We start from the raw sequence: 21,565 nt of genomic DNA, 5'->3' as shown, positions 1-21,565 counted from the left end.
TTTAGATTCTACTACTTTACATTTTTATTTTCAGCTGTTTTCCTCTATACTCTATGGTCTTTCCATTGATACTTTCTGTCACATCTATTCCCGACTTTCTATCAACTTTTACCAACTTCAGTTTGCGAGATACAGTCATACCGGAATATCCACCTTTCCGGTCAGAGATTATCAATGTGTTATTTTTATCATTCCAAATTATTTCAAAACTTGAAGACTCCCCCTTCTCATAATTGTAATTGTCGCCTGCATCTTCATAGACCGTAAATGAAGAATCGGCTCCCGGATAAACCCGTATCTCCCACTCTGCATCTGTTTTTTCCGAGGTATATTGCATAACCGGCCCCATTGGAATGATAGATCCTTGACGCACCAATAGAGGAATTTCATTTATCGTTGCTTCAGCGACAATCCATTGTCCGCCCTTATATTTTTTTCCGGTCCAAAAGTCAATCCAATCGGCTCCATCCGGTAAATATACACGACGCGTCTTATCTACATTTCCCAAAGGGTTAGAATCCACCGAATAATACATAGGATTGGTGACAGGAGCAACCAATAAAGCTGGTCCGAACATAAATTCATCTTTTAAATCAGCGACCTGCATATCCTTGGCAAAGTCAAACGCAAGTGTTCTGGTCATTGTATAATTTTCACGGTGAACCTTTCCTGCTAAAGAATAGATATAAGGAAGTAAGCGATACCTTAAATGAATCACTTTAATCAAACTATCATAAAAAGGCTCACCTGGTTTACCAAAACGCCATACTTCACGAGGAGTATCGGAACCATGACTTCGAAACACCGGTAAGAAGGCTCCATATTGAAACATACGAGTGTATAATTCCCGATAAGCCATATCAGCCACTCCTTTATCATAGTCGCCTTTCCAAAACCATTGAGGTCCATTTTTTGTAAAAAAGGCCCCAATATCTACTGTCCAATAAGGGCAGCCTGTAGCCATAAAATTTAATCCGGCAGGAATCATTTGGGCAAAAGATTGCCAAGTTGCATAAGTATCACCGTTCCACGTTATTGTAGAATAACGTTGTTGACCTGCGTAACTAGAACGGGTAAGATTTACAACACGCTTATCTTCATTTGTAGAACGTTGGTTCTCATAAATTCCCTTCGCATGATATAATGAATACAACTGGCTTCGCTCTGCCCCCAATACACTATTCAGCAAATTCGTGTTTAACTCCCAACGTTGCCGATGATTATCCGCTCCATAACCATCCTTCATAAAAGTCCAATCAGCATCTAATGGTTCTGAAGCGTCACACCACCAGGCATCAAAACCATTACCAAAAAACTCATTATTCGCATAGTTCCAGTATAATTTTCTAGCCAACGGATTAAAAGCATCATAGACAGAGGTGCCGCTTAACAACCATCCCTTTCGTCTAAATTCCTCATGTTGAGGACAGTTCATGGCATTCGGCCATATTGATATCATTAATTTAGCATGTAGAGAATGAATTTCATCTGCCAGTTTTCTTTTATCCGGATAGAATTTAGGATTCATACTCATATTCCCCCATTGACCTTCAGGCCAATAGTTCCAGTCCTGTACAATCATATCGATCGGTATTTGCCTTTGGCGATACTCTTTTAAGGTATTAATTAAATCATCGGAACTGACATAGCGTTCTTTAGATTGAATATATCCAAAAAGATAGAGAGGCATCATTGGAGAATTGCCTGTCAACAAACGATAATTAGCAACCACAGCATCCATCGTCTTACCTTTCATAAAGTAATAATCAATCTGTTTAGCTGCCTCAAGTTCGACAAAACTTCCTTCCGAGTTATCCTTAAAAATCATGGCACATCCCGCGTCAAACAATAATCCATATCCGGCTGTTGAATTTAGCACCGGTACCATAGCTTTCAAATTATGCTGGCACAGATAAAGTTCCTTACCACGTAAATTCATATAGTCTTCCATGTGAGCTCCCCACCCATATAAAGCCTCCAACGGTTGCCATTTAAAATTGATCCTATATTTCCAGGTGTGCCCTATGGTATCATAACGCAAAACATTTTTTATTTCTTTATCACCATCCGCAGTTTTCTCTATATGTTTTGAATGTTCATCATATATGACTTGCTTCGTCACTCTCTTTTCACTGATTCGAGGTATATTTTGATCTTCCTGCAATAATAATCCCCCCTCTTTATCCAAATAAGTGATAGAAGCAGTACTTAAATCAACTCTGACTATCAAGCTATCCGATTTTAATAAATAACAATCCGGATTTGGGGTATATACCCAACGAACAGGATTATCAACTGCACGTGGCAAACAAACATCCGTTCCGTTTCCTATAAACGTATTTTCCCCCGTATATTGAACTCTTACCACATCCGGAGTCACAAACTCTACTTTTAATATGCCTTGTTCCAAATCACAAGAAATACCATTTACAAGAACAGTAGCCTGCTTAACCTGTGCAAAAGCTGTGAAAGTATTCGCTAAAGCCATCAACAATATTATTAACCATACCACACCAAAACTTTCTGACCCATGCTCTTTTTTCATAAACAACACTGTTATAAATCTATCTTTTGCGAAACATAAATATCAAAGATATGCTTCCATATCCTCTTCACAGCAAACTATTTAACAATCAAAATTCCGCCATTGCAAGGAATAGATAGTTGCAATTCTTGTTTCTTTCCTATTCCTATTTGTTTCACACCGCCCTGCAATACCTTATCATCACTAAATAGTCTCACCTTTTCCCCATTGGAGAACATCGGCAAATTAACTTTAAGTTTCAGTGTTTCCTTCTGCGCATTTACTCCGGCAATATACCATTTGTCGCCATGACGACGGGCAAGAATAACGTATTTACCAGGATAACCGTCAATGAAACGTACCTCATCCCAAGTCGTTGGAACCTCTTTCATAAAATCAATAGCCCACGACGGAGCATCGGTCAGGTTATTCGGTGCCAAAGCGAAATGCTGTACCGGACTCTGAAATAGCACCGCCGTAGCTAGTGCGTAGACATCTGATGTCACCCGCCGGCTTCCCCGTGGAGCATTATCCGCATTATAATATTTGTTCAATGCACTACCTCCAAGATCCATGCTACCCACAGTGTTACGGATAAACGGATGCAGGGTGGCATTAAAAGCCTCATTATCACAGCTGCCTTGAGAGAAATGAAGATTTTCACTAGCCAATACAGCCTCACTCGATGCGAAGTTAGGATACATACGTTCCCAGCCACGAGGCAAAGTACATCCATGGAAAATAACTAAAAGACCGTACTCGTTTGCATCCGACAAGATATCCTCATACAACTGCATAGTCATTTGCTTGTCACCTCCGAAAAAGTCAACTTTTATTCCACGGATACCAATGCTTTGCATCCATTTCATCTCCTTACGTCTGGCTATCGCATTATCCATAATGCCTCTCGGAGTTTGTGGTGCATCATTCCAATACCCATTCGAATTATACCACAAATAAAGAGCTACCCCTTTGTCCTTCCCATATTTAGCCAATTCTTCAATTTTATCACGCCCTATTTGCTTATCCCACAAAGCATCCACCAACACGGACTGATAGCCCATTGCTGCCGAAAAATCAATATACCGGAGTTGCTCTTTATAATTAGTACTTCCATCCATACCGATAATCCAGCTCCATGAACCCCGGCCATACGTATACTCTCCTTTTGCCTGATAAAGCGGTTTTACAACATCAAAAGGAACCGTTGTCTCCACTATTGGAGCCAAAGTCTTGCCCACAGTAATAGTACGCCAAGGCGTCTCGCCCGGCAACGCTATCCCCGGAGAAACCGTACCATTCCCATTTGCTTCACCTTCTTGCGGAAATCCAATGGTATACACTCCTCCTTTGTGTCCCAACAGACGGCTCGCACAATATCCACCATTTACTCCCGTTTCGGAAACAAGCACCCAACCATTATCTCCATTACGGAATAGGCAGGGAAATGTATACCCTTCTCCCCAGCCATTTTTGCCTGCGACATCATCTGCCGTATAAGACGTCTCATAACTTGGAGAAGTACGGGCAAATCCTCCCATCGGTTTACTTTGCGGACAAAGGAAAGTGGTGGTTCCGTCAGGAAACACAAATCCTGTGACTTCTTGCTTAACCACGCAACTTAGTGTCTCACCTTGCGGATACATCTTATATTTAAAAGCAACATCGTTATTACTTATGCGGAATATAACATCATAAATTGTTTTCCCTTGTTGTGTAAACGAAAATACAGCTTCATTTGCCACATAATGTACCTTACTCTTTTTAATAGAAGCCAACTCGTATGTTTCATCTATTTTATTTGTTGAAACATTCTTCTCCAGCGACATCCCCGATGAGAAATCTCCTATATTTGCAATCATCCCCAATGGAGATGGTTTCAAAAAGAGAACATTGTCATAACTAACAGAATAAGAGGGTCTTCCATCCATATCTGCGACTGTTACTACCAGCTTTCCATCAGGACTTGTCATCTGTTTATTTTCTGCACTTGCAACACTACTACCCAATAACATAGCCATTACTATAAAAAACTTCACCATATTTCTACTTTTTAGATTCTTCTCTATTGGCATAATCACACATTCTATTACAATCAAAACTTTACAGAAATAGCCTTTCCATTATAATCGACGTTTTTTTGAGTCCCGTCCTGGAGAGTTACAGTAAACTTACGGTTCTTCAACATTCCCTCATACGCACCTTTTCTTGCTCCTATCGTCAATTTACAAGATGTATTATTCCACGAGATTGGAATTTCCGTATAAACGCCTTTTTCGTAGTTGTAATTATCAAATTCATCTTCATATAAAATGAAGTTTCCATTCGCACCCGCATACACCTTCAGTTCAAGATGATCCCACGGTTTTTCAGTTGCATACTGAACTTGTGGACCGACAGGAATAATACTACCCGCTTTTACATACAATGGAATAACATCAAGTGTAGTCTCTTTGGTAATTTCCTTTCCGCCTTCGTGTTTCTCGTTCGTCCAGAAGTCATACCATAGCGTTCCTGCCGGTAAGTATATTTTAGTAGATTTCGTTTCCATGAAATCCACAGCAACGTCAGTTTTTGCTTTTTTCACTCCATCTCTGTTCCATCCTTCTTCTTCGGAGACTTTTACCACAGCTTCCGGTGTATATTGTGCATGAGCAATCGGAGCTACAAGGATTGATTTTCCAAACATATATTCGTCATTGATATCCCACACCTTTCTGTCATCTACAAAATCCATCATCAAAGCGCGCATAAAACTCGATTGGCGATTGCTCACCTCCCAAGAAGTAGAATAAATATAAGGCAACAGAGAGTAACGCAAACCTATCATCTTCTCGATAGCATCATATACAGGCTCACCCTTCTTTCCGAACTTATAGATTTCCCTATAAACATCCGTCCCGTGCGAACGCATCATCGGATTGAACGTTCCAAACTGCAACCAACGCACATAAAGCTCCTGATACAATGGATTTTTTGAAGCACTATCATCATTCCAGCTTTTATTATAGTGTCCTGCAAAAAAGCCACCAATATCACTATTCCAGTGAGGCATACCACACAAAGAAAAGTTTAATCCGGCAGGAATCTGATTTCTAAAACTCTCCCATGTGGAAGCGACATCACCACTCCATACATTTGCACCATAACGTTGTTGCCCCAAAAATCCCGAACGGGTTAAAATAAACACACGTTTGTCCGAAGTCACTTCACGCTGATGGTCGTAAACCCCTCCGACAGTCATCAACGGATAAGCATTGCGCACCTTACGGAACGAGCCCAGATAGGTTTTGGTATCCATATCCTCCGGCTTCCAGTCCAAATGGTCGGGTTCGGTAGAGTCCATCCACCAGGCATCCATTCCCAGCTTGAAAATTCCGCCATTCAGATATTTCCAATAAATATCACGCGCTTCGGGATTGTAAGCATCATACACTCTTACACCGGAAGGATATTCCATGTTGGGGGCCATGACTCCAATCCCGATTGCGGCCAGGTAGTGAAGTTAAACAACATCCCTTTTTTATCCAATTCTCTATAAGGCTTGGTCATCGGTCCGAATGACGACCAGATAGATATAGCCATGTGTGCGTTCATCGCATGGACATCCTCAATCATCTTTTGAGGATTATTGAAAGTCGGATTCTGAAAATCCATCGCATTCCACAAATAGTTATGCCCCCAATATTGCCAATCCTGAATAATGCCATCCAAGGGAATACCCAATTCACGATATTTACGAACAACGTCTACCACTTCCTCCTGGCTCTTATATCTTTCTTTACTTTGCCAGTAACCATAAGTCCATAAAGGAAACATCGGTGCTTGCCCGGTCAAGCTGCGTACTTGTGCTATTACACCATCGGCATCCTTCCCATACATGAAATAATAGTCTACACAATCACCTACTTCAGAACGAAAAGATGTTTCAACTTCGTTGTCCGTAAAAAGAGTCGGCGAATAGTTATCCCAAAACACACCATATCCTTTAGTGGACTGGAAGAAAGGTGACACATCTTCAACATTTCCCTGTATCAGATTTTTAGTCATGTTCCGCTGAATCATCTTTCCATTTTGCAATTGTCCCAAACCATAAATGGCTTCCTCCTTATCTAATATAAAAGGTTGATAAACCTGATAAGTTTTTGTCCCGGCATCATCGAAATCGATAAACTGCATACCGGATTTCTCTGCCAATAATGATTTGCCATCCTTTGAGAAATAAGAAACAATTCCCGTCCCGGTGTCCACACTGACACTTAGTTCACTGGTATTCAATACAATCTTATTATCTTGTATATCAGCTTTGAAACTCACCTTTTCAGGTTTGGCAATTACAGAAAGACTCTGTTTTTCATAGGCAACACCTTCCGGTGACTTTATTACTCTCGCCACAGCAGGCGCAAAGAATTGTACTTCTATATCCACTGCATTTACAGTGGTTTTGATACCGGACGATGTTTTCTGATAGTTCTGTGCGAATAAGATATTTGTGCTGAAGCATAAACATATACCCCAAAATAGATGATGTATTTTCATAATTATAGAATGATAAGGTTTCTAATTAATAACCAACAGATGTTGCATACAGCCCAATCATTGCTCCTGTAAAGCCACCAGCCTCATTAGTAGAAAGAATATCGCCGGAAACGGTTCCTCCTAAATTTAGGAAACTCTTGCCATCAATCGAATAATTAAAACGATAATCATCTCCATTGGCTGTTACTTGCAGTGTCACAGGTTTCTCTGTTTCTATCTTCACCTCACCCAGGACACTCGCTTGTCCTTTTTCGGTTCTTTGCAGTATCAGGTAATAGTCTTTTCCCTTTTTAGTGATACCGAAAACATAGTGATATCTTTCATTCTGATAACATGTTATACCGGCAAAATCTTTCTCATTTTTCGGTTTGTACTCCATGGTTGCTGCCGCTGTAAATTGATTATGCTGCTGACGGTAGAACAAGGTAGAAGTAGGTTTCACTTCATTGATATTTGAGGTAAAAGGGATGATCCGCAACCCTTTATCGGTCATCTCAACGAATTCTTCACGAGGACCTCTAAGACCGATCCATCTAAAATCTAATGTCTTATCGGAGAAATCATCCTTAAAGACAAAGTTGCCACTAGGCAAATAACCGTTTTTCCCTGTTTGGTTCTCTACTCCCGAAGGCATCTTCAATGTAGGTTTCATAGGGATAAGCCCATTCTCGAAAACGGGAAATGTTCCGCTCCAGTCCACCGGAAGAATAAAAGTTTCGCGTCCGGTATTCACTCTGTTCTTCTCATTGGGGCGTATTCCTAAAAATACACCATAATATTTTCCGTCGGGTCCCTCCACTAAGTCTGCATGACCAGCCCAGTCTACTTTATCCGCCCGGTTTGCAGGAAAATAACGTTGAGTTAAAATAGGATTATTATTTGCCGGAAGATAAGGTCCTTTCGGATGATCACTTACAAAAATAACTTCGCTATGCCAGCCTCCGGTTCCTCCTTCCGCACACATTAAGTAATAACGTCCATCTTTCTTATAGATATGAGGAGCCTCAATCCATATCGGTTTTTCTTCTATATTGACGCCACCGTTTACAATGATCCGGTCCGTTCCCGGAACCACTTTATCATTTTCCACATCATAATCCCATATTTTTATGACACGGTGTCCCGAGTAACGCTCGTTTGCTTTAGCAGGAGCATCATTATGTACCACGTATGCCTTGCCATTATCATCAAAGAAAAGAGAAGGATCAATGCCTTCAAATTGAAGTTTGACCGGATCGCTCCAGCCATTCTCCGGATTCTTTGTCTTTACCACCATATTTCCAAAGCCACCGGAAAATTGAGTCGTTATCATATAAAACGTATCATTATTGGGATTATATCTTATAGCAGGAGCATATACACCAGCACTAATACCGCAATCTTCAACCTTTAATTGTGACGTTCTGTCCAGCACATGACCGATTTGTTTCCAGTTGACCAGATCATTAGAATGGAAAATAGGCACCCCGGGAAACATAGCAAAAGATGAGCACACTAAATAATAATCATTCCCTTTCCGCGTTATACTCGGATCGGGATAGCAACCCTGCAAAATAGGATTATAGAACTCACCCGGCTTTAAAGGATTGTTTTGATAAATAGCATCCTCCCCCTGATAAATAAATTGCGTAAAGACAGGAGCATTTTTTGTTATTTTACCCTTGCCACTCACCTCCATATTAAAAAACAGCATAATAAATACGACAAGCCCCAAGGATTGCCAGCCCGACAAAATCAATTTTAATGTTCTCATATTATCACTTTTTATTTTCTATAATTTTCTGTTCCATAGTAGTGTTTGCAAATGTATCGATTCGGTTTTATCATATATGTACAATCATGATACAGGCATCTATATACAGGTTACATTTATCACAGACATGTAACATGATTCTTTTCTGATGTAACAAAAAGCCCCAAAACAGAAAAATGGTAAGATAAATAACTACATTACCTATTATTTCAGCACTTTTATCTTCCATCATATAAAATGCTGAATATCAAGAATTAGCAAATGCTCATTTTCCTTTAAAGGAAAGCCCCCGTTGGTTTAAAAGAAACGGGGGCTTGGTTTAAAAGAAACGACCCGTTCCTTTTAAAGGAACAAGGTCGTTCTTTCTTTATTCATTCAATAAATAAATCCGGATTGTCTATCTGTAAAAATAAACAAAATTCCAAAGCGGTATTACTGTACGTTCATTACAATCGTTTTCAACTTATTTCTATCAGAAGTTCCTCCATACAGTAATTCATAAGTACCTTCCAACGGACGCATCGTATTCGACTCTGCATCAAACCATTCAAAGTTCACACCGGTAAGAGGAATAGCTACTGATTCAGTTTTCCCTGCCGGAATATGAACGCGTTTGAAAGCACGCAAGGTATAACGGGGACCTTCCTTATCACCCGGACGTCTCAAATAAACCTGAACCACCTCTTCTCCATCACGTTGTCCGACATTACTTACCGGAATAGTCAATACTACATTTTCACCTTTGGCGATTGTATTCTTGCTCAATTTAGCTTCTCCATAAGTAAACGTAGTATAACTCAACCCATGACCGAATGGGAAAAGTGGTTGCTGTTGCATATATCGATAGGTACGCCCCTTCATGGAATAGTCTTCAAAGTCCGGCAATTGATTCACATTCTTATAGAAAGTGACCGGCAGGCGTCCACCGGGATTATACTCTCCCCAAAGAGCATCAACGATAGCTGTACCACCCGCCTGTCCCGGATACCATGCCTGCAGAATCGCTTCACAAGTAGTCGTTTCGGGCACTAGTCCGATAGCTGAACCGGAATAATTGATAAAGACAACCTTTTTACCAGCCTTCTTCAAAGCTTTCAACAGATTACGCTGAACGTCCGGAAGTTCAATATCCGTACGGTCACCACCCTTAAATCCGGGAACTTCTACCGGCATTTCCTCACCTTCCAGACTTGGAGAAATTCCACCAGCAAAAAGAATCACATCAGCATCCATTACTCTCTTCACTGCGAGGTTCAAGTCGATCCCGACCTCTTTGCCCAAATCAAAATCAAGTGTAGCCCTTTCATTCCGTTGTTTGAATAAAATCTCGATATGATACTCTTTTCCAGCCTTCGCCTGTAACGTATAGAGGTTCGTCGGATTCTTAACATATATTTTCCGAGCCACTTGCTCACCATTTATAATAAGAGTCACTTCACCATCCAGTTGGAAACGGAAAGCAACATCACCCGACTGCGAAGGACGAAAGACAGATTCATAACGAGCCGAGAAATTAGTTATTTCCACACCGGGCGCAAATGTAGTAGCCCCTGTTGTCGCAAAATGGAACGGAGTGGAAATCTGATCGGTAGCAACCACTTCCCCTTCACGATCACGATTATTCCAATATTCTGCCAAGAAACCGGGTTTACCATTTATGCTACATTCATCAAACAGGCTTTGGAGTGTCTTTCCATCCACACGGTCACAACCCGGTTCGTATATGATTTGTCCTTCCGGTAGTTTGGCACGGACAGCTTCCAATAAGGTAACCGTATGTGCCGGAATACCGTTATAATTTCCCCACTGCATCACGGAGTCATTGGCATTAGGTCCCATAACAGCTACTTTCAGATGGGTATTCAGAGGCAGGATGTTGTTTTTATTCTGCAAGAGCACCAATGATTCACGGGCCATACGCAAAGCCAATGCCTGATGTTCCTTACTATTCAACACAGAGGTTGGAATTTCCGACCAAGCCGGTTGTTCGTCCATTTCTCCCAGTTCAAAACGTGCCGTCAACAAACGTTTCAATGAAATATCTATTTCTTTTTCGTCAATCAAACCGGCTTTTACAGCATCCGCCAGTGATGCATATTCACTTCCACATTCAAGGTCTGTGCCTGCCCGCACAGCATCGGCCGAAGCGTGTTCCTTGTCCGGGTGAGTCCCATGCGTTCCCGGTCTATAGAAATCGGAGATCGCTCCACAGTCAGAGACTACAATGCCTTTGTATCCCCATTCATCCCGCAATATTTGCATCAACAGGCGATTACTGCCACAACAAGGCTCTCCCTCAAAACGATTATAGGCACACATCACTTCCTTTACATGCGCTTTCTGTACCAAATCTTTAAAAGCAGGCAGATAGGTTTCCCATAAATCCCGGGGATCTATATTCTCCGCATCAAAACTATGCCGGTTCCACTCCGGTCCTGAATGAACGGCAAAGTGCTTGGCACATGCGTGCAGCTTATCATACCTGGCATCTTCCGGTCCTTGCAAACCACGGACTACAGCCATTCCCATTTGTCCTGTCAGATAAGGGTCTTCACCATAAGTTTCCTGACCGCGTCCCCAACGAGGGTCACGGAATATATTGACATTCGGTGTCCAGAATGTTAATCCCTGATAGCGTTTCAGCACGCCGCTTTCACCGAAAATACGCGATTTTACGCGAGCCTCATCGGAAGTGGCATTGAACACTTCATATAATAATGAATCATTAAAAGAAGCTCCCATACCGATAGACTGGGGAAAAACAGTAGCCAATCCGGCACGTCCCACACCGTGCAACGCCTCATTCCACCACTCATATTCTTTAATTCCCAGTCGAGGGATAGCAGGTGACGCATTTTGCATTAATGATACTTTTTCTTCCAAAGTCAACCGGGGCAACAAATCCTCCGCCCGTTGTTCCGCCGTTAAAGAAGTGTCCTGGTAAGGCAGCAATTGCTTACATGCCGAAAACGATAACACCAAACAAACACCCATAATCGGTATCCAACCTCTTTTCATAATATTATACTTATTAGTTATGATTAATTTGGAAACAAAAATAGCCTATTTTCCAATAAAACAATGTTTCATTGGTTACAAATACATATTTGTTTGTTACATTGACGCATCACAGAACGAATAATCAAAAGAGTCCACATCTACATAACCGCCTACAGAACGTGTAGCATAGTTAAATATGGCAAACTTACTGCCCATAAACATACGGGTGTAGTCAAATTTCATCTTGACAGGCAGACCAACAGGTATCCATGCTTTCCCATCAAGACTATAAGAAAAACGAGCCTCATCCCGTCCATTGGTAAAGTCACCTTCCACACGCAAGTAGACAAGCTCTTTGTTAAGAGGTATACGGGCTTGTTCGGTCATATCCACACGGCTAATGGCACGCTTCGTTTTCTCAAACACGCTTTTCTGTTCACTCATCACAAGAGACAGTTTATTTCCGTTCTTTTCAATCGTAAGCACACCGCTGTCACCATTAAAAGCCGATAATCCTGCACGGTCACCATCTTTCATCCCCCCCAGAGAGAGACTGACAGTGCCCATACATTTCGGTCCTACCATACGTTGGGTCAACGTATTGGGAGCAACAAACAGGTTATCTACCACACGGGAGGTTTTCAAACGCAGAAATCCGGGACGGTCGGTAAGACTCCATGCCTGATCGACGGGGTTATGATTCCACTGCCAATAGAGGGAAAGCCCGGAAGCGGAAAAATCATCCGAACCGCAGATACCATCCATTGACATATACGATAAAGTGGTATCATTCGGAATGTGCCCATCCTTGTCTCCCAGCATAGGCCAACCATCTTCCGTCCATGTACAAGGCATGAGACACGGCACACGCCCTACGCCACCACGATCCTGAAAAATCAGTCCGTACCATTCACCGTTTTTCCCGTCTACGATACATCCTTGACCAACACCGCCATGCCCGTCAAACTCCGTTTCAAGAATGACACGCTTTTCGTAAGGTCCGGTAATCTTATCGGCACGATAGCATACTTCACGACGCAGACGGCCGGGAATACTCCAATCCATAGAAATCATCAGCAAGTAATATTTCCCATTATACTTGATGACGGAACTACCTTCCAACAGCCCTTGTTCGTCAGCATCCCGTTCAAATATTTGCTGATTGATGCCACCGGGAAGTACATCGGTCAAATCGGTTTTCAACTCCGTAAGCTGTCCCGTACTGTGAAAGAGATACACCCGCCCGTCATCATCAAACAGAAGCGAACCGTCATGGAAATGCGGAGGACGCGAAAGAAGTTTCCAGGGACCGGCCGGATCTGTCGCAGTATAGACAAACCCACGTCCGGGCGCGCCATTGGCTGTAAACCAGACATAGAATTTACCGTCATGATAGCGGATAGATGATGCCCATTGTCCTTGCCCGTAAGCAGTGCCTTCGAGCAAATCATAACGAGGACCATCGTCAATGCGAGAAAATACGTAGCTGATAGTTTCCCAATGTTTCATGTCCGGCGAACGCATGATAGGTGCTCCCGGCATCAGATGCATAGTAGTGGAAACCATGTAAAAGTAATCGCCTGCGCGACACACCGACATATCGGGCACGTCAGCATAAAGAATAGGATTACGGTATTGTGCTCCGGCTGATAGCGGGAAGAACAATGTAAAAAGAGTACACAGTAAAATAGTGTTGATTTTTGTTTTCAGCATAATCATCGTTTTTTATTAACTGGCTACATTATCTATTATTTGAAAGCTAATTATTTAAAATGTTCCTTGTTATCTTCCACATCACAAAAATAGAAAATGCAAACAGATATATTGACCAAAGTATGCTACATGATTTCTTTGTGATGCTACATATCGAATGAAGAATGTTACATCTATATTTACTCATGTTACATCACCCTATCTCCCAAAGAGAGGAGACTGTATTCAGCCTCCTCTCACTTATTACATACCCGAAACAACAGGCATCAACAACTATTCTTATTACAAGAACTTATCAGAACTCAACCAGTATACGGAACACCTTTCCCGGATTCGCCGTCCATTCTTGCATAGCTTCCAAAGCCCCTTCCGGTTTTGCTATCCTCGAAATCAGTTCTTCCACCGGACAATTCCCTTCTTTCATATAATTAATAACCGCACGGAAATCAGCAGGTAACGCATTTCTGGAACCACGGATATCCAGTTCTTTCTGAACGAAATATTTCGTTTGGAAAGCTACTTCACTCTTGGCATAACCGATGCAAACCACACGTCCTGTAAAACCGACTTCATCCACCGCCATCACATAAGTGACCGGACTGCCGACAGCTTCAATCACCACATCGGCACCGAAGCCCTCCGTTACCTGTTGCATCCGTTCGTGTACATTTTCTGTCTTGGAGTTAATCACATAAGAAGCACCTACCCTTTTCGCCAGTTCCAGTTTCTCGTCATCCAGATCGACAGCAATGACCGTTGCCCCTCTCAAAGCAGCACGTACAATGGCACCGATACCAATCATACCGCAGCCAATAACCATCACATATTCATTATCGATCACCTGCGCACGAGATACCGCATGGAATCCGACACTCATCGGCTCAATCAACGCACAATCGCGAGGAGAGATATTACCAGCCGGAATAATCTTTGTCCAAGGTAAAACTGCATATTCGCACATCACTCCATTGCGCTGTACCCCTAACGTTTCATTATGCTCACAGGCATTGACACGACCATTACGACAGGAAGCACATTTACCACAATTGGTATATGGATTCAATGTCACGTTCATCCCTTTTTCAAAGCCGGCCGGAACATTCGGACCAACCTCCTCAATCACCGCTCCTACCTCATGTCCCGGGATTACCGGTAACTTCACCATTGGGTTACGTCCTAAAAAGGTATTCAGGTCGGAGCCACAGAAACCCACATACTTGATTCTTACTAATACTTCACCGGCACCAACGGTCGGTTTTTCCAGTTCAACCACCTTCATTTCGGAGGGATTGACAATTTGAACTGCTTTCATTGGATATGTTTGATAAATAAATTTATTAATCGATTACTTTATAACCTTTCCAGCCGTAATACGCACAGAAGACAAAACAAATCATCGGTACACAATAGGCCATATAATAGATATGCTCATTGGCATGCATAAAATAAGCCGTCAACTGTGGCAGGCAGGCATTGCCGACAATAGCCATTACCAGAAATGCCGAACCGCTCTTTGTCTGATTCCCCAGTCCTTTTAGCGCCAATGAGAACTGCGTGGGATACATTATAGACATAAAGAAAGAGATAGCCAACATTGCGTATAACCCGATCATACCTCCCCATATCATCACTGCCCCGCACAAAAGAATATTCATCAAGGCGTAAACCAGTAGCATATCCTGTGGACGGAATTTCACCATCAATCCGGTACCGATCCAACGCCCCAAAAGAAATGCGAGCATATACAATCCGAAGAAGGTAGTCGCTGTATCTTCCGGCAATCCGGCATAAGTGCAACAGTAAACCAAGAACAGACTGTTTATCGCCGTCTGTCCGCCGTTATAGAAGAATTGCGCAATCACTCCCCACCGCAAGTGTGAGTGCTTCAATACACCGAAGTCTATCAGTTTTTCTTTCTGGCTACCCTCTTTCGTTTTACCCGAAGAAGTCGTTTTATCGGAAGAAGCCGTTTCTCCTTCGTCCCCAATCTTCGGCAATTTTGAAAAGATGAAGACAACAGCTATGGCAATCAACAGTATAGCCAATATCAGATAAGGGAGTTTCATGGCATCCGTTTCCAATTGGATATAGGCCTGCCAGCCTCCCGGATAATCAACAGGTAGGGTATCGCGTGTGTAATGAGTTCCGCTAAGGATGAGCTTACTCAAAAACATGGCAGCGATAAAAGCTCCGAGTCCATTGAAAGACTGCGCCAGATTCAATCGGCGAGGAGCTGTTTCGGGTGCTCCTAAAACCGTCACATACGGATTGGCAGCTGTCTCCAGAAAGCACATTCCCGTAGCGATAATAAAGAAGATACAAAGGTAAGCCCAATATTCTTTTAAAATGGCAGCAGGAAAGAAAAGCAGGCCTCCGATTGCTGCTAATACCAGTCCGAAAATAATTCCCGCCTTATAGCTGTAACGTTTCATAAACATCGCTATGGGGATGGGGAAAATAAAATAAGCCAGCCAGTAGGCAGTCTCGGTAAAAGAGGCTTCAAAGGTATTCAGTTCACATGTCTTCATCAATTGCCGGATCATCGTGGGAAGCAGATTGCTGCTTATCGCCCACAGAAAGAAAAGGCAGAAAACCAACGCTAAAGGTATTGTATATGTATTCTTTTTCATGGTATAAATCTAGTTTTACGATAAGGATGTTTTCTCCATCATTCGGACATGTTCTTGATGTAAGGAAGTACGGGGAGATCCGTGAATCCATAGAAGTTCCGGGCATTTTCTCCCAAAAAGAGTCTTTTGTCCTCTTCCGTCAACTCGGAAGACTTCACCACAAAATCGTATGACATCTTGTAGGTGATTGCTGTAATGGTACGCGGATAGTCCGATCCCCACATCAGTTTCTCCATGCCAACTAAATCCGCCGCTTCCCGAATGGCTTTCACTGCTCCTTTGAAAGGATAAAATTCATCATTGAAAAGCCAAGTGATTCCTCCGGATTCAATCATCACATTGGGATGACGTGCCAGGCGGATTTGTTCTTTCCAGCCTAGACGTGTCACCATTCCGAAGTGTCCGACAGCTATTTTTAGGCGGGGACATTCCTGAATAATCTCTTCCATTTCGGAAACTTGTGTTGCTCCGTCAGCCAAATCGATGGAGAGCATGACATTCCGTTCTTCCATAGAATGAAACATCTGCATCATTTCCTCATTATTCAGCATTACCCGTCCCTCTTTTAACAACAAGCGTTGGGCAGGTATTTTTATAGCCTTAAAACCTTTGGCTATAAGCTCTTTCGCCTGCTCCAGAAATCCAGGTTTGCGGAACTCACACATTCCGCAAACAAAGAAACGGTTGGGATAATGGGAAGCGACTTCCGACAAATAATCATTCTGAATACCGTCAATAAACTCTTGGGTAATGACAGCCGCAGCCACTTGCGCATAGTCCATATTCGAAAGAAAAACTTCCGCGCTATTCACTCCGTCTATCATAAAGGGTGGAACCATTTGCCGGATTTCTCCCATAAATTCCGAACGGCCATTTTCCAAAGTCCGGATAGGCAATCCGTCCACAACAGTATCCTGCCGTAACCACAGATGGGCGTGCGCATCAATAATTGTATAGTCCATACGAATGACGCTGTTTTATGAGTTTGCCCAACTTACACGTTTCTGCTCTCCGATAATCTCCTGTACTTCTCGAACGAGTTCCCAGTCAATAGGTTCTTCGATGAAAGCGATGTTCTTTTTCACATTCTCCGGATTAGTTGTACTAAACAAAGTCGTTGCTATACGAGGATTGCTGACGGAGAACTGCATAGCCAGTTTCTCAATCGGATAATTCTTAGCTTTGCAATGTTCCATTGCTTTACGGCAAGCCTCTACCAAGGGTTTGGGAGCCGGATGCCAGGCAGGCACGCCACGTTCACTCAACAGTCCCATTGAAAGCGGAGAAGCATTAATCACGCCGATTTCTTTGGATTCGAAGTAGTCCAGGAAGTCTGCTAATTTATCATCACACAGGCAATAATGGCAGAAACTAAGCACAGATTCAATCGTACCGCTTGGTGAATGGTCGATTACCCATTTCAAGTTTTCGAGTTGCAAGTCGGTAATTCCAACGTGTCCTACCACTCCTTTTTCACGCAGCTCAACCAAAGCAGGCAGAGTTTCATTAACTACCTGGTTCAAATCGGCAAATTCCACATCGTGTACATTTATCAGATCGATAAAATCTATATTCAGACGCTCCATACTCTCATGCACACTTTCGGTAGCACGCTTTGCAGAGTAATCCCACAGGTTCACTCCATCTTTTCCATAACGTCCCACTTTGGTAGAAAGGTAATAACGGTCGCGAGGAAGATCTTTAAGCGCCTTCCCTAAAACAGTTTCCGCTTTATAATGTCCGTAATAAGGAGACACATCGATAAAGTTCATTCCTGCTTCAACAGCAGTAAACACTGCTTGAATTCCTTCTTTTTCTTTCAAATCATGGAAAACTCCTCCCAAAGAAGAAGCTCCAAAACTAAGAGATGATACTTTCATCCCTGTCTTTCCGATTTCATGGTATTGCATACTTTTAGGTTTTAAATCATTTTGTATGCGACAAAAATAGGTCAGTAATAGTTTCAGTGCAGCAGAGAGCGGTCGAAAAAACAACGTAACGGTTTACGTAAAAAATATTGCTTCAGATGCTCTTAATTTTCCGGGAATGTGCTTTCTTTGTAAAAAGAATCTAAGTTGCAGACTTTCAAATGGAAAACCGGAAACATACTTCACTCAAAGATCTCGCCCAAGCATTGGGGGTGTCGATTCCTACTGTATCCAGGGCACTAAAAGATAGTCCGGAAATCAGCCGTGAACTTTGTGTTAAAGCAAAGGCACTGGCTAAAGAGATGAACTATCGTCCCAATCCTTTTGCCATGAGCCTGCGGAAAAATGCACCACGTATCATCGGAGTGATCGTTCCGGATATTGTCACTCATTTCTTTGCATCAATTCTGAATGGAATAGAGAATATGGCTATTGCCAACGGATATTTCGTGATTATCACGACTTCACATGAGTCTTACGAGCACGAAAAAAGAAATATTGAGAATCTGGTCAATATGCGTGTGGAAGGCATCATCGCCTGTCTGTCTCAAGAAACAACCGATTTCTCCCACATCTCCGCCTTGAAAGACATTAATATGCCACTTATCCTGTTCGACCGTGTTTGCCTGACCGACCAATTTTCATCGGTGATAGCAGATGGGGCCCAATCCGCACAGATAGCTACACAGCATCTTCTGGATAATGGAAGTAAGCGGGTAGCTTTTATCGGAGGAGCTAATCATCTGGATATTGTAAAGAGAAGAAAACATGGCTATCTGGAAGCCTTGCGTGAGAATCGTATTCCTATCGAAAAGGAGCTGGTTGTTTGCCGGAAGATTGATTATGAGGAAGGCAAGATTGCCACAGAAACTTTACTGTCACTTCCACAGCCTCCGGATGCTATTCTTGCCATGAATGACACATTGGCTTTCGCAGCAATGGAAGTTATCAAAAATCACGGCCTCCGGATTCCGAATGATGTGGCAATCATCGGGTATACAGACGAGCAGCATGCTAATTATGTGGAACCGAAATTATCAGCAGTATCACATCAGACCTATAAAATGGGAGAAACTGCCTGCCAACTACTTATCGATCAGATAAAAGGAGATAAGACTATCAAGCAGGTGACGATTCCGACACATTTGCAGATTAGGGAGAGTAGTATAAAAAAATAAGGGAAACGTCTTATTAAAAGAAGTTTTATAGACAAACGATTCTACTTTTTATTTATAAATACTTACTTTTGCAGAAACAGATAAAACTCTATGAAACCGAACTACCTAACTATTCTAATTACAACACTATGCATTTTCTTTAATGCGTGTCATAATTCAAACACTGCCCCTCAATTACAATTAGCAGATTCATTAATAGACAAACGTGCTGACAGCGCATTATGCATATTGGAAAAGCTATCTATTGAAGAAATATCTAATAAATCAGCAAAAGCCATGTATGCACTATTATTAACAGAAGCTTTAGATAAGAATTTCAAATCTCACCGCAATGACTCTCTAATTCTAATAGCAGTTGACTACTATAAGGATAACAGTAATAATAAGCTAAAAACAAAAGCTTATTATTATCTCGGAAGAGTATATCAAGACAATAAAGAATATATAAAAGCAACAGAAGCTTATCTAACAGCTTTAAAAACAGCATCCCCAACCCAAGCTCCAATATTACAAATATACAATAACCTGGCTTTATGCTACGAGAGTCAAGAGTTTTATCTTCCGGCTATCAAAACATATAAAGAATCATACGCAACTGCAGAAAAGATGCAAGACAAATATGGAATTTTACACGCAACCCGAGGATTAGGCAATGTTTATGCAATACAAGATGAGGAAGAAAAAGCATTATCTTATTATCAGAAAGCATTATCAATAGCACAATCTATCAAAGATTCATTGTGGGAAAATGCAATTTTTTGTGATATAGCAAAGGTATATGACGACCAAGGGTTATATATAGAAGCTAAAAAGCAAATAGATTTAGCCTTGAGATATGCTCCTTCTAACATTAATTTATCTCCTACTTACTTTTGGAAAGGAAGTATATTGTATAATCTCGAAGAAACTGATTCTGCTATTCACTATTTATCCCGAGCTAGTACTAAGGCCAATATTTATACTAAAGCTTCTATTTATCAGACTTTGTATGAAATAAACAAAGAAAACAAAAATTATGAACAGGCAATTCTATATAACGATACAGCTTTAACCTGTTATGACTCTATCCAGAAAATTATTCACCATACTGAAATTAACAATCTCATCAAAAAACACTCAATAGATATATATAAAGAACAAATAAAAAAACAATCACAACAAACAAAAGTAATATTCATTATTGGTGGATTAGTTACAATGTTTCTGTTTATCTATACTGTAATGTATATAAGCAATCGCAATAAAAAGACACATATACACTGGCAGCAGCTACTAATGAAGAATCAGACAGAAAAAGCCACATTAAAAGAAGAAATCAGAGCACTATCTCATGCCAATGAAATCAATGAACACAGATATGCAGATATATTAAATCAAAGAATAAAGTTATGGCATCAAAGTCTTCAGATATGCGTACGTCTATTCAAAACGACTACATCTTATAAAAAAATTCAATCAATAGAAACATCTAAAAACAAAAAAGAGAAAGAGATAACTCAAGAAGAGTTATCACTGATTTATCAAGAAATAAACGAAGCCTTCATTGAAGCGATGCAAGAGTTATTAGAACAATACCCTAGTCTAACACAAGACGATCTCTATTACTGCATACTTAACTACCTCCAATTATCCAATAATACAATCAAAGTTTGTATGAAAGCCGGAAGCCAGTCTGCACTGACTCAAAGGAAATATCGTATAAAAAAACAATTATCTGACCTTAGTTTCTCTATAATTTTCGATGCTAAAGGAGAAAGCAAGTAAATGAACACAATGCCCTGTTATCACAATTAGTTTTTTGTTATATATATTTTATAACACACTGATTACCAATAGCTATATATAATCATATTGTTATTATTTGTTATTGTAACATATAGCAAATCATCCTACTTTTGCTGAAAATCAATAACAATAAAACTATTATGAAACGAAATCTACTTTTATTCACATTCATGGCTCTTTGCTCTAGCTTTATCTTTTCAATGCCATCAGACACAAGAAGACAAATAAAAATGAAAGTTAGACAGCCGATAGAGCATCGCTCTACTAACCACCCCGATCCTGTGCGAGTGTATATAAACAATTCATTATTAGAGGTTGAATTTGAGCATCCATCCAAAGATGTAACAATCACAATCATTAATTCTGAAACAGGAAAAACAATCTACTATGAAAAGATTATATCTTTAGAGAAAGTCAGACTCATTGATTTATCCGAAGAAGATAAAAAGGCTGAATACGCTCTTGAAATATCAACATCTTCGTGGTTCACAACAGGAATATTTACAATAGATTGA

General features: G+C 41.2%; 12 protein-coding genes and 1 pseudogene. 3 read left to right on the top strand and 10 right to left on the bottom strand.

What is annotated here, in order from left to right; translation table 11 throughout:
* Positions 1–16: 16 nt before the first annotated feature.
* The 10 genes and pseudogenes from HMPREF9010_RS10645 to HMPREF9010_RS10690 form a co-directional block, all read right to left on the bottom strand.
* Positions 17–2,488, bottom strand: a complete 2,472-nt coding sequence (locus tag HMPREF9010_RS10645) for a TIM-barrel domain-containing protein (protein ID WP_008649493.1) — start codon at positions 2,486–2,488, stop codon at positions 17–19.
* 134 nt (positions 2,489–2,622) lie between these two features.
* Entirely contained in the window at positions 2,623–4,599 is a 1,977-nt protein-coding gene (locus tag HMPREF9010_RS10650; RefSeq protein ID WP_032852768.1) for a glycoside hydrolase family 97 protein, read from the bottom strand.
* A gap of 20 nt (positions 4,600–4,619) precedes the next feature.
* Positions 4,620–7,063, bottom strand: a pseudogene (locus HMPREF9010_RS10655) (TIM-barrel domain-containing protein).
* A 25-nt stretch (positions 7,064–7,088) separates the two neighbouring features.
* Positions 7,089–8,816, bottom strand: a complete 1,728-nt coding sequence (locus HMPREF9010_RS10660) for a glycoside hydrolase family 43 protein (protein ID WP_008649491.1) — start codon at positions 8,814–8,816, stop codon at positions 7,089–7,091.
* Positions 8,817–9,248: 432 nt separating this feature from the next.
* Positions 9,249–11,834 (bottom strand): xylan 1,4-beta-xylosidase, encoded by a 2,586-nt coding sequence (gene xyl3A, locus HMPREF9010_RS10665; RefSeq protein ID WP_008649489.1) that lies wholly within the window; start codon positions 11,832–11,834, stop codon positions 9,249–9,251.
* Between the two features lie 96 nt (positions 11,835–11,930).
* The gene (locus HMPREF9010_RS10670) at positions 11,931–13,529 is read right to left on the bottom strand and encodes a glycoside hydrolase 43 family protein (protein ID WP_032849613.1); all 1,599 of its coding nucleotides are present in this window, start codon (positions 13,527–13,529) and stop codon (positions 11,931–11,933) included.
* 295 nt (positions 13,530–13,824) lie between these two features.
* A complete protein-coding gene (locus HMPREF9010_RS10675; protein ID WP_008649486.1) occupies positions 13,825–14,841 on the bottom strand; it encodes a zinc-binding alcohol dehydrogenase family protein in 1,017 nt (338 codons plus the stop codon).
* A 25-nt stretch (positions 14,842–14,866) separates the two neighbouring features.
* Positions 14,867–16,159: an L-fucose:H+ symporter permease gene (fucP, locus tag HMPREF9010_RS10680; RefSeq protein WP_008649484.1), complete on the bottom strand. Its 1,293-nt coding sequence runs from the start codon at positions 16,157–16,159 to the stop codon at positions 14,867–14,869.
* Between the two features lie 38 nt (positions 16,160–16,197).
* Positions 16,198–17,121 (bottom strand): amidohydrolase family protein, encoded by a 924-nt coding sequence (locus tag HMPREF9010_RS10685; protein WP_008649483.1) that lies wholly within the window; start codon positions 17,119–17,121, stop codon positions 16,198–16,200.
* Between the two features lie 15 nt (positions 17,122–17,136).
* Positions 17,137–18,069 carry an aldo/keto reductase gene (locus HMPREF9010_RS10690; RefSeq protein ID WP_008649481.1) on the bottom strand — a complete coding sequence of 311 codons (933 nt, stop codon included), beginning with the start codon at positions 18,067–18,069 and terminating at the stop codon, positions 17,137–17,139.
* 179 nt (positions 18,070–18,248) lie between these two features.
* Here HMPREF9010_RS10690 and HMPREF9010_RS10695 point away from each other — a divergent pair, with 179 nt between their 5' ends.
* The 3 genes from HMPREF9010_RS10695 to HMPREF9010_RS0124505 all read left to right on the top strand — a co-directional run bounded on the left by HMPREF9010_RS10695 (position 18,249) and on the right by HMPREF9010_RS0124505 (position 21,565).
* Entirely contained in the window at positions 18,249–19,265 is a 1,017-nt protein-coding gene (locus HMPREF9010_RS10695) for a LacI family DNA-binding transcriptional regulator (protein WP_008649480.1), read from the top strand.
* A gap of 90 nt (positions 19,266–19,355) precedes the next feature.
* Entirely contained in the window at positions 19,356–21,029 is a 1,674-nt protein-coding gene (locus HMPREF9010_RS10700) for a tetratricopeptide repeat protein (protein ID WP_008649478.1), read from the top strand.
* Between the two features lie 161 nt (positions 21,030–21,190).
* Positions 21,191–21,565 carry a DUF3244 domain-containing protein gene (locus tag HMPREF9010_RS0124505; RefSeq protein ID WP_032852736.1) on the top strand — a complete coding sequence of 125 codons (375 nt, stop codon included), beginning with the start codon at positions 21,191–21,193 and terminating at the stop codon, positions 21,563–21,565.

The organism is Bacteroides sp. 3_1_23, from assembly GCF_000162555.1.
GTDB lineage: Bacteria > Bacteroidota > Bacteroidia > Bacteroidales > Bacteroidaceae > Bacteroides > Bacteroides ovatus.
This window is presented reverse-complemented; position numbering and strand designations above follow the sequence as displayed.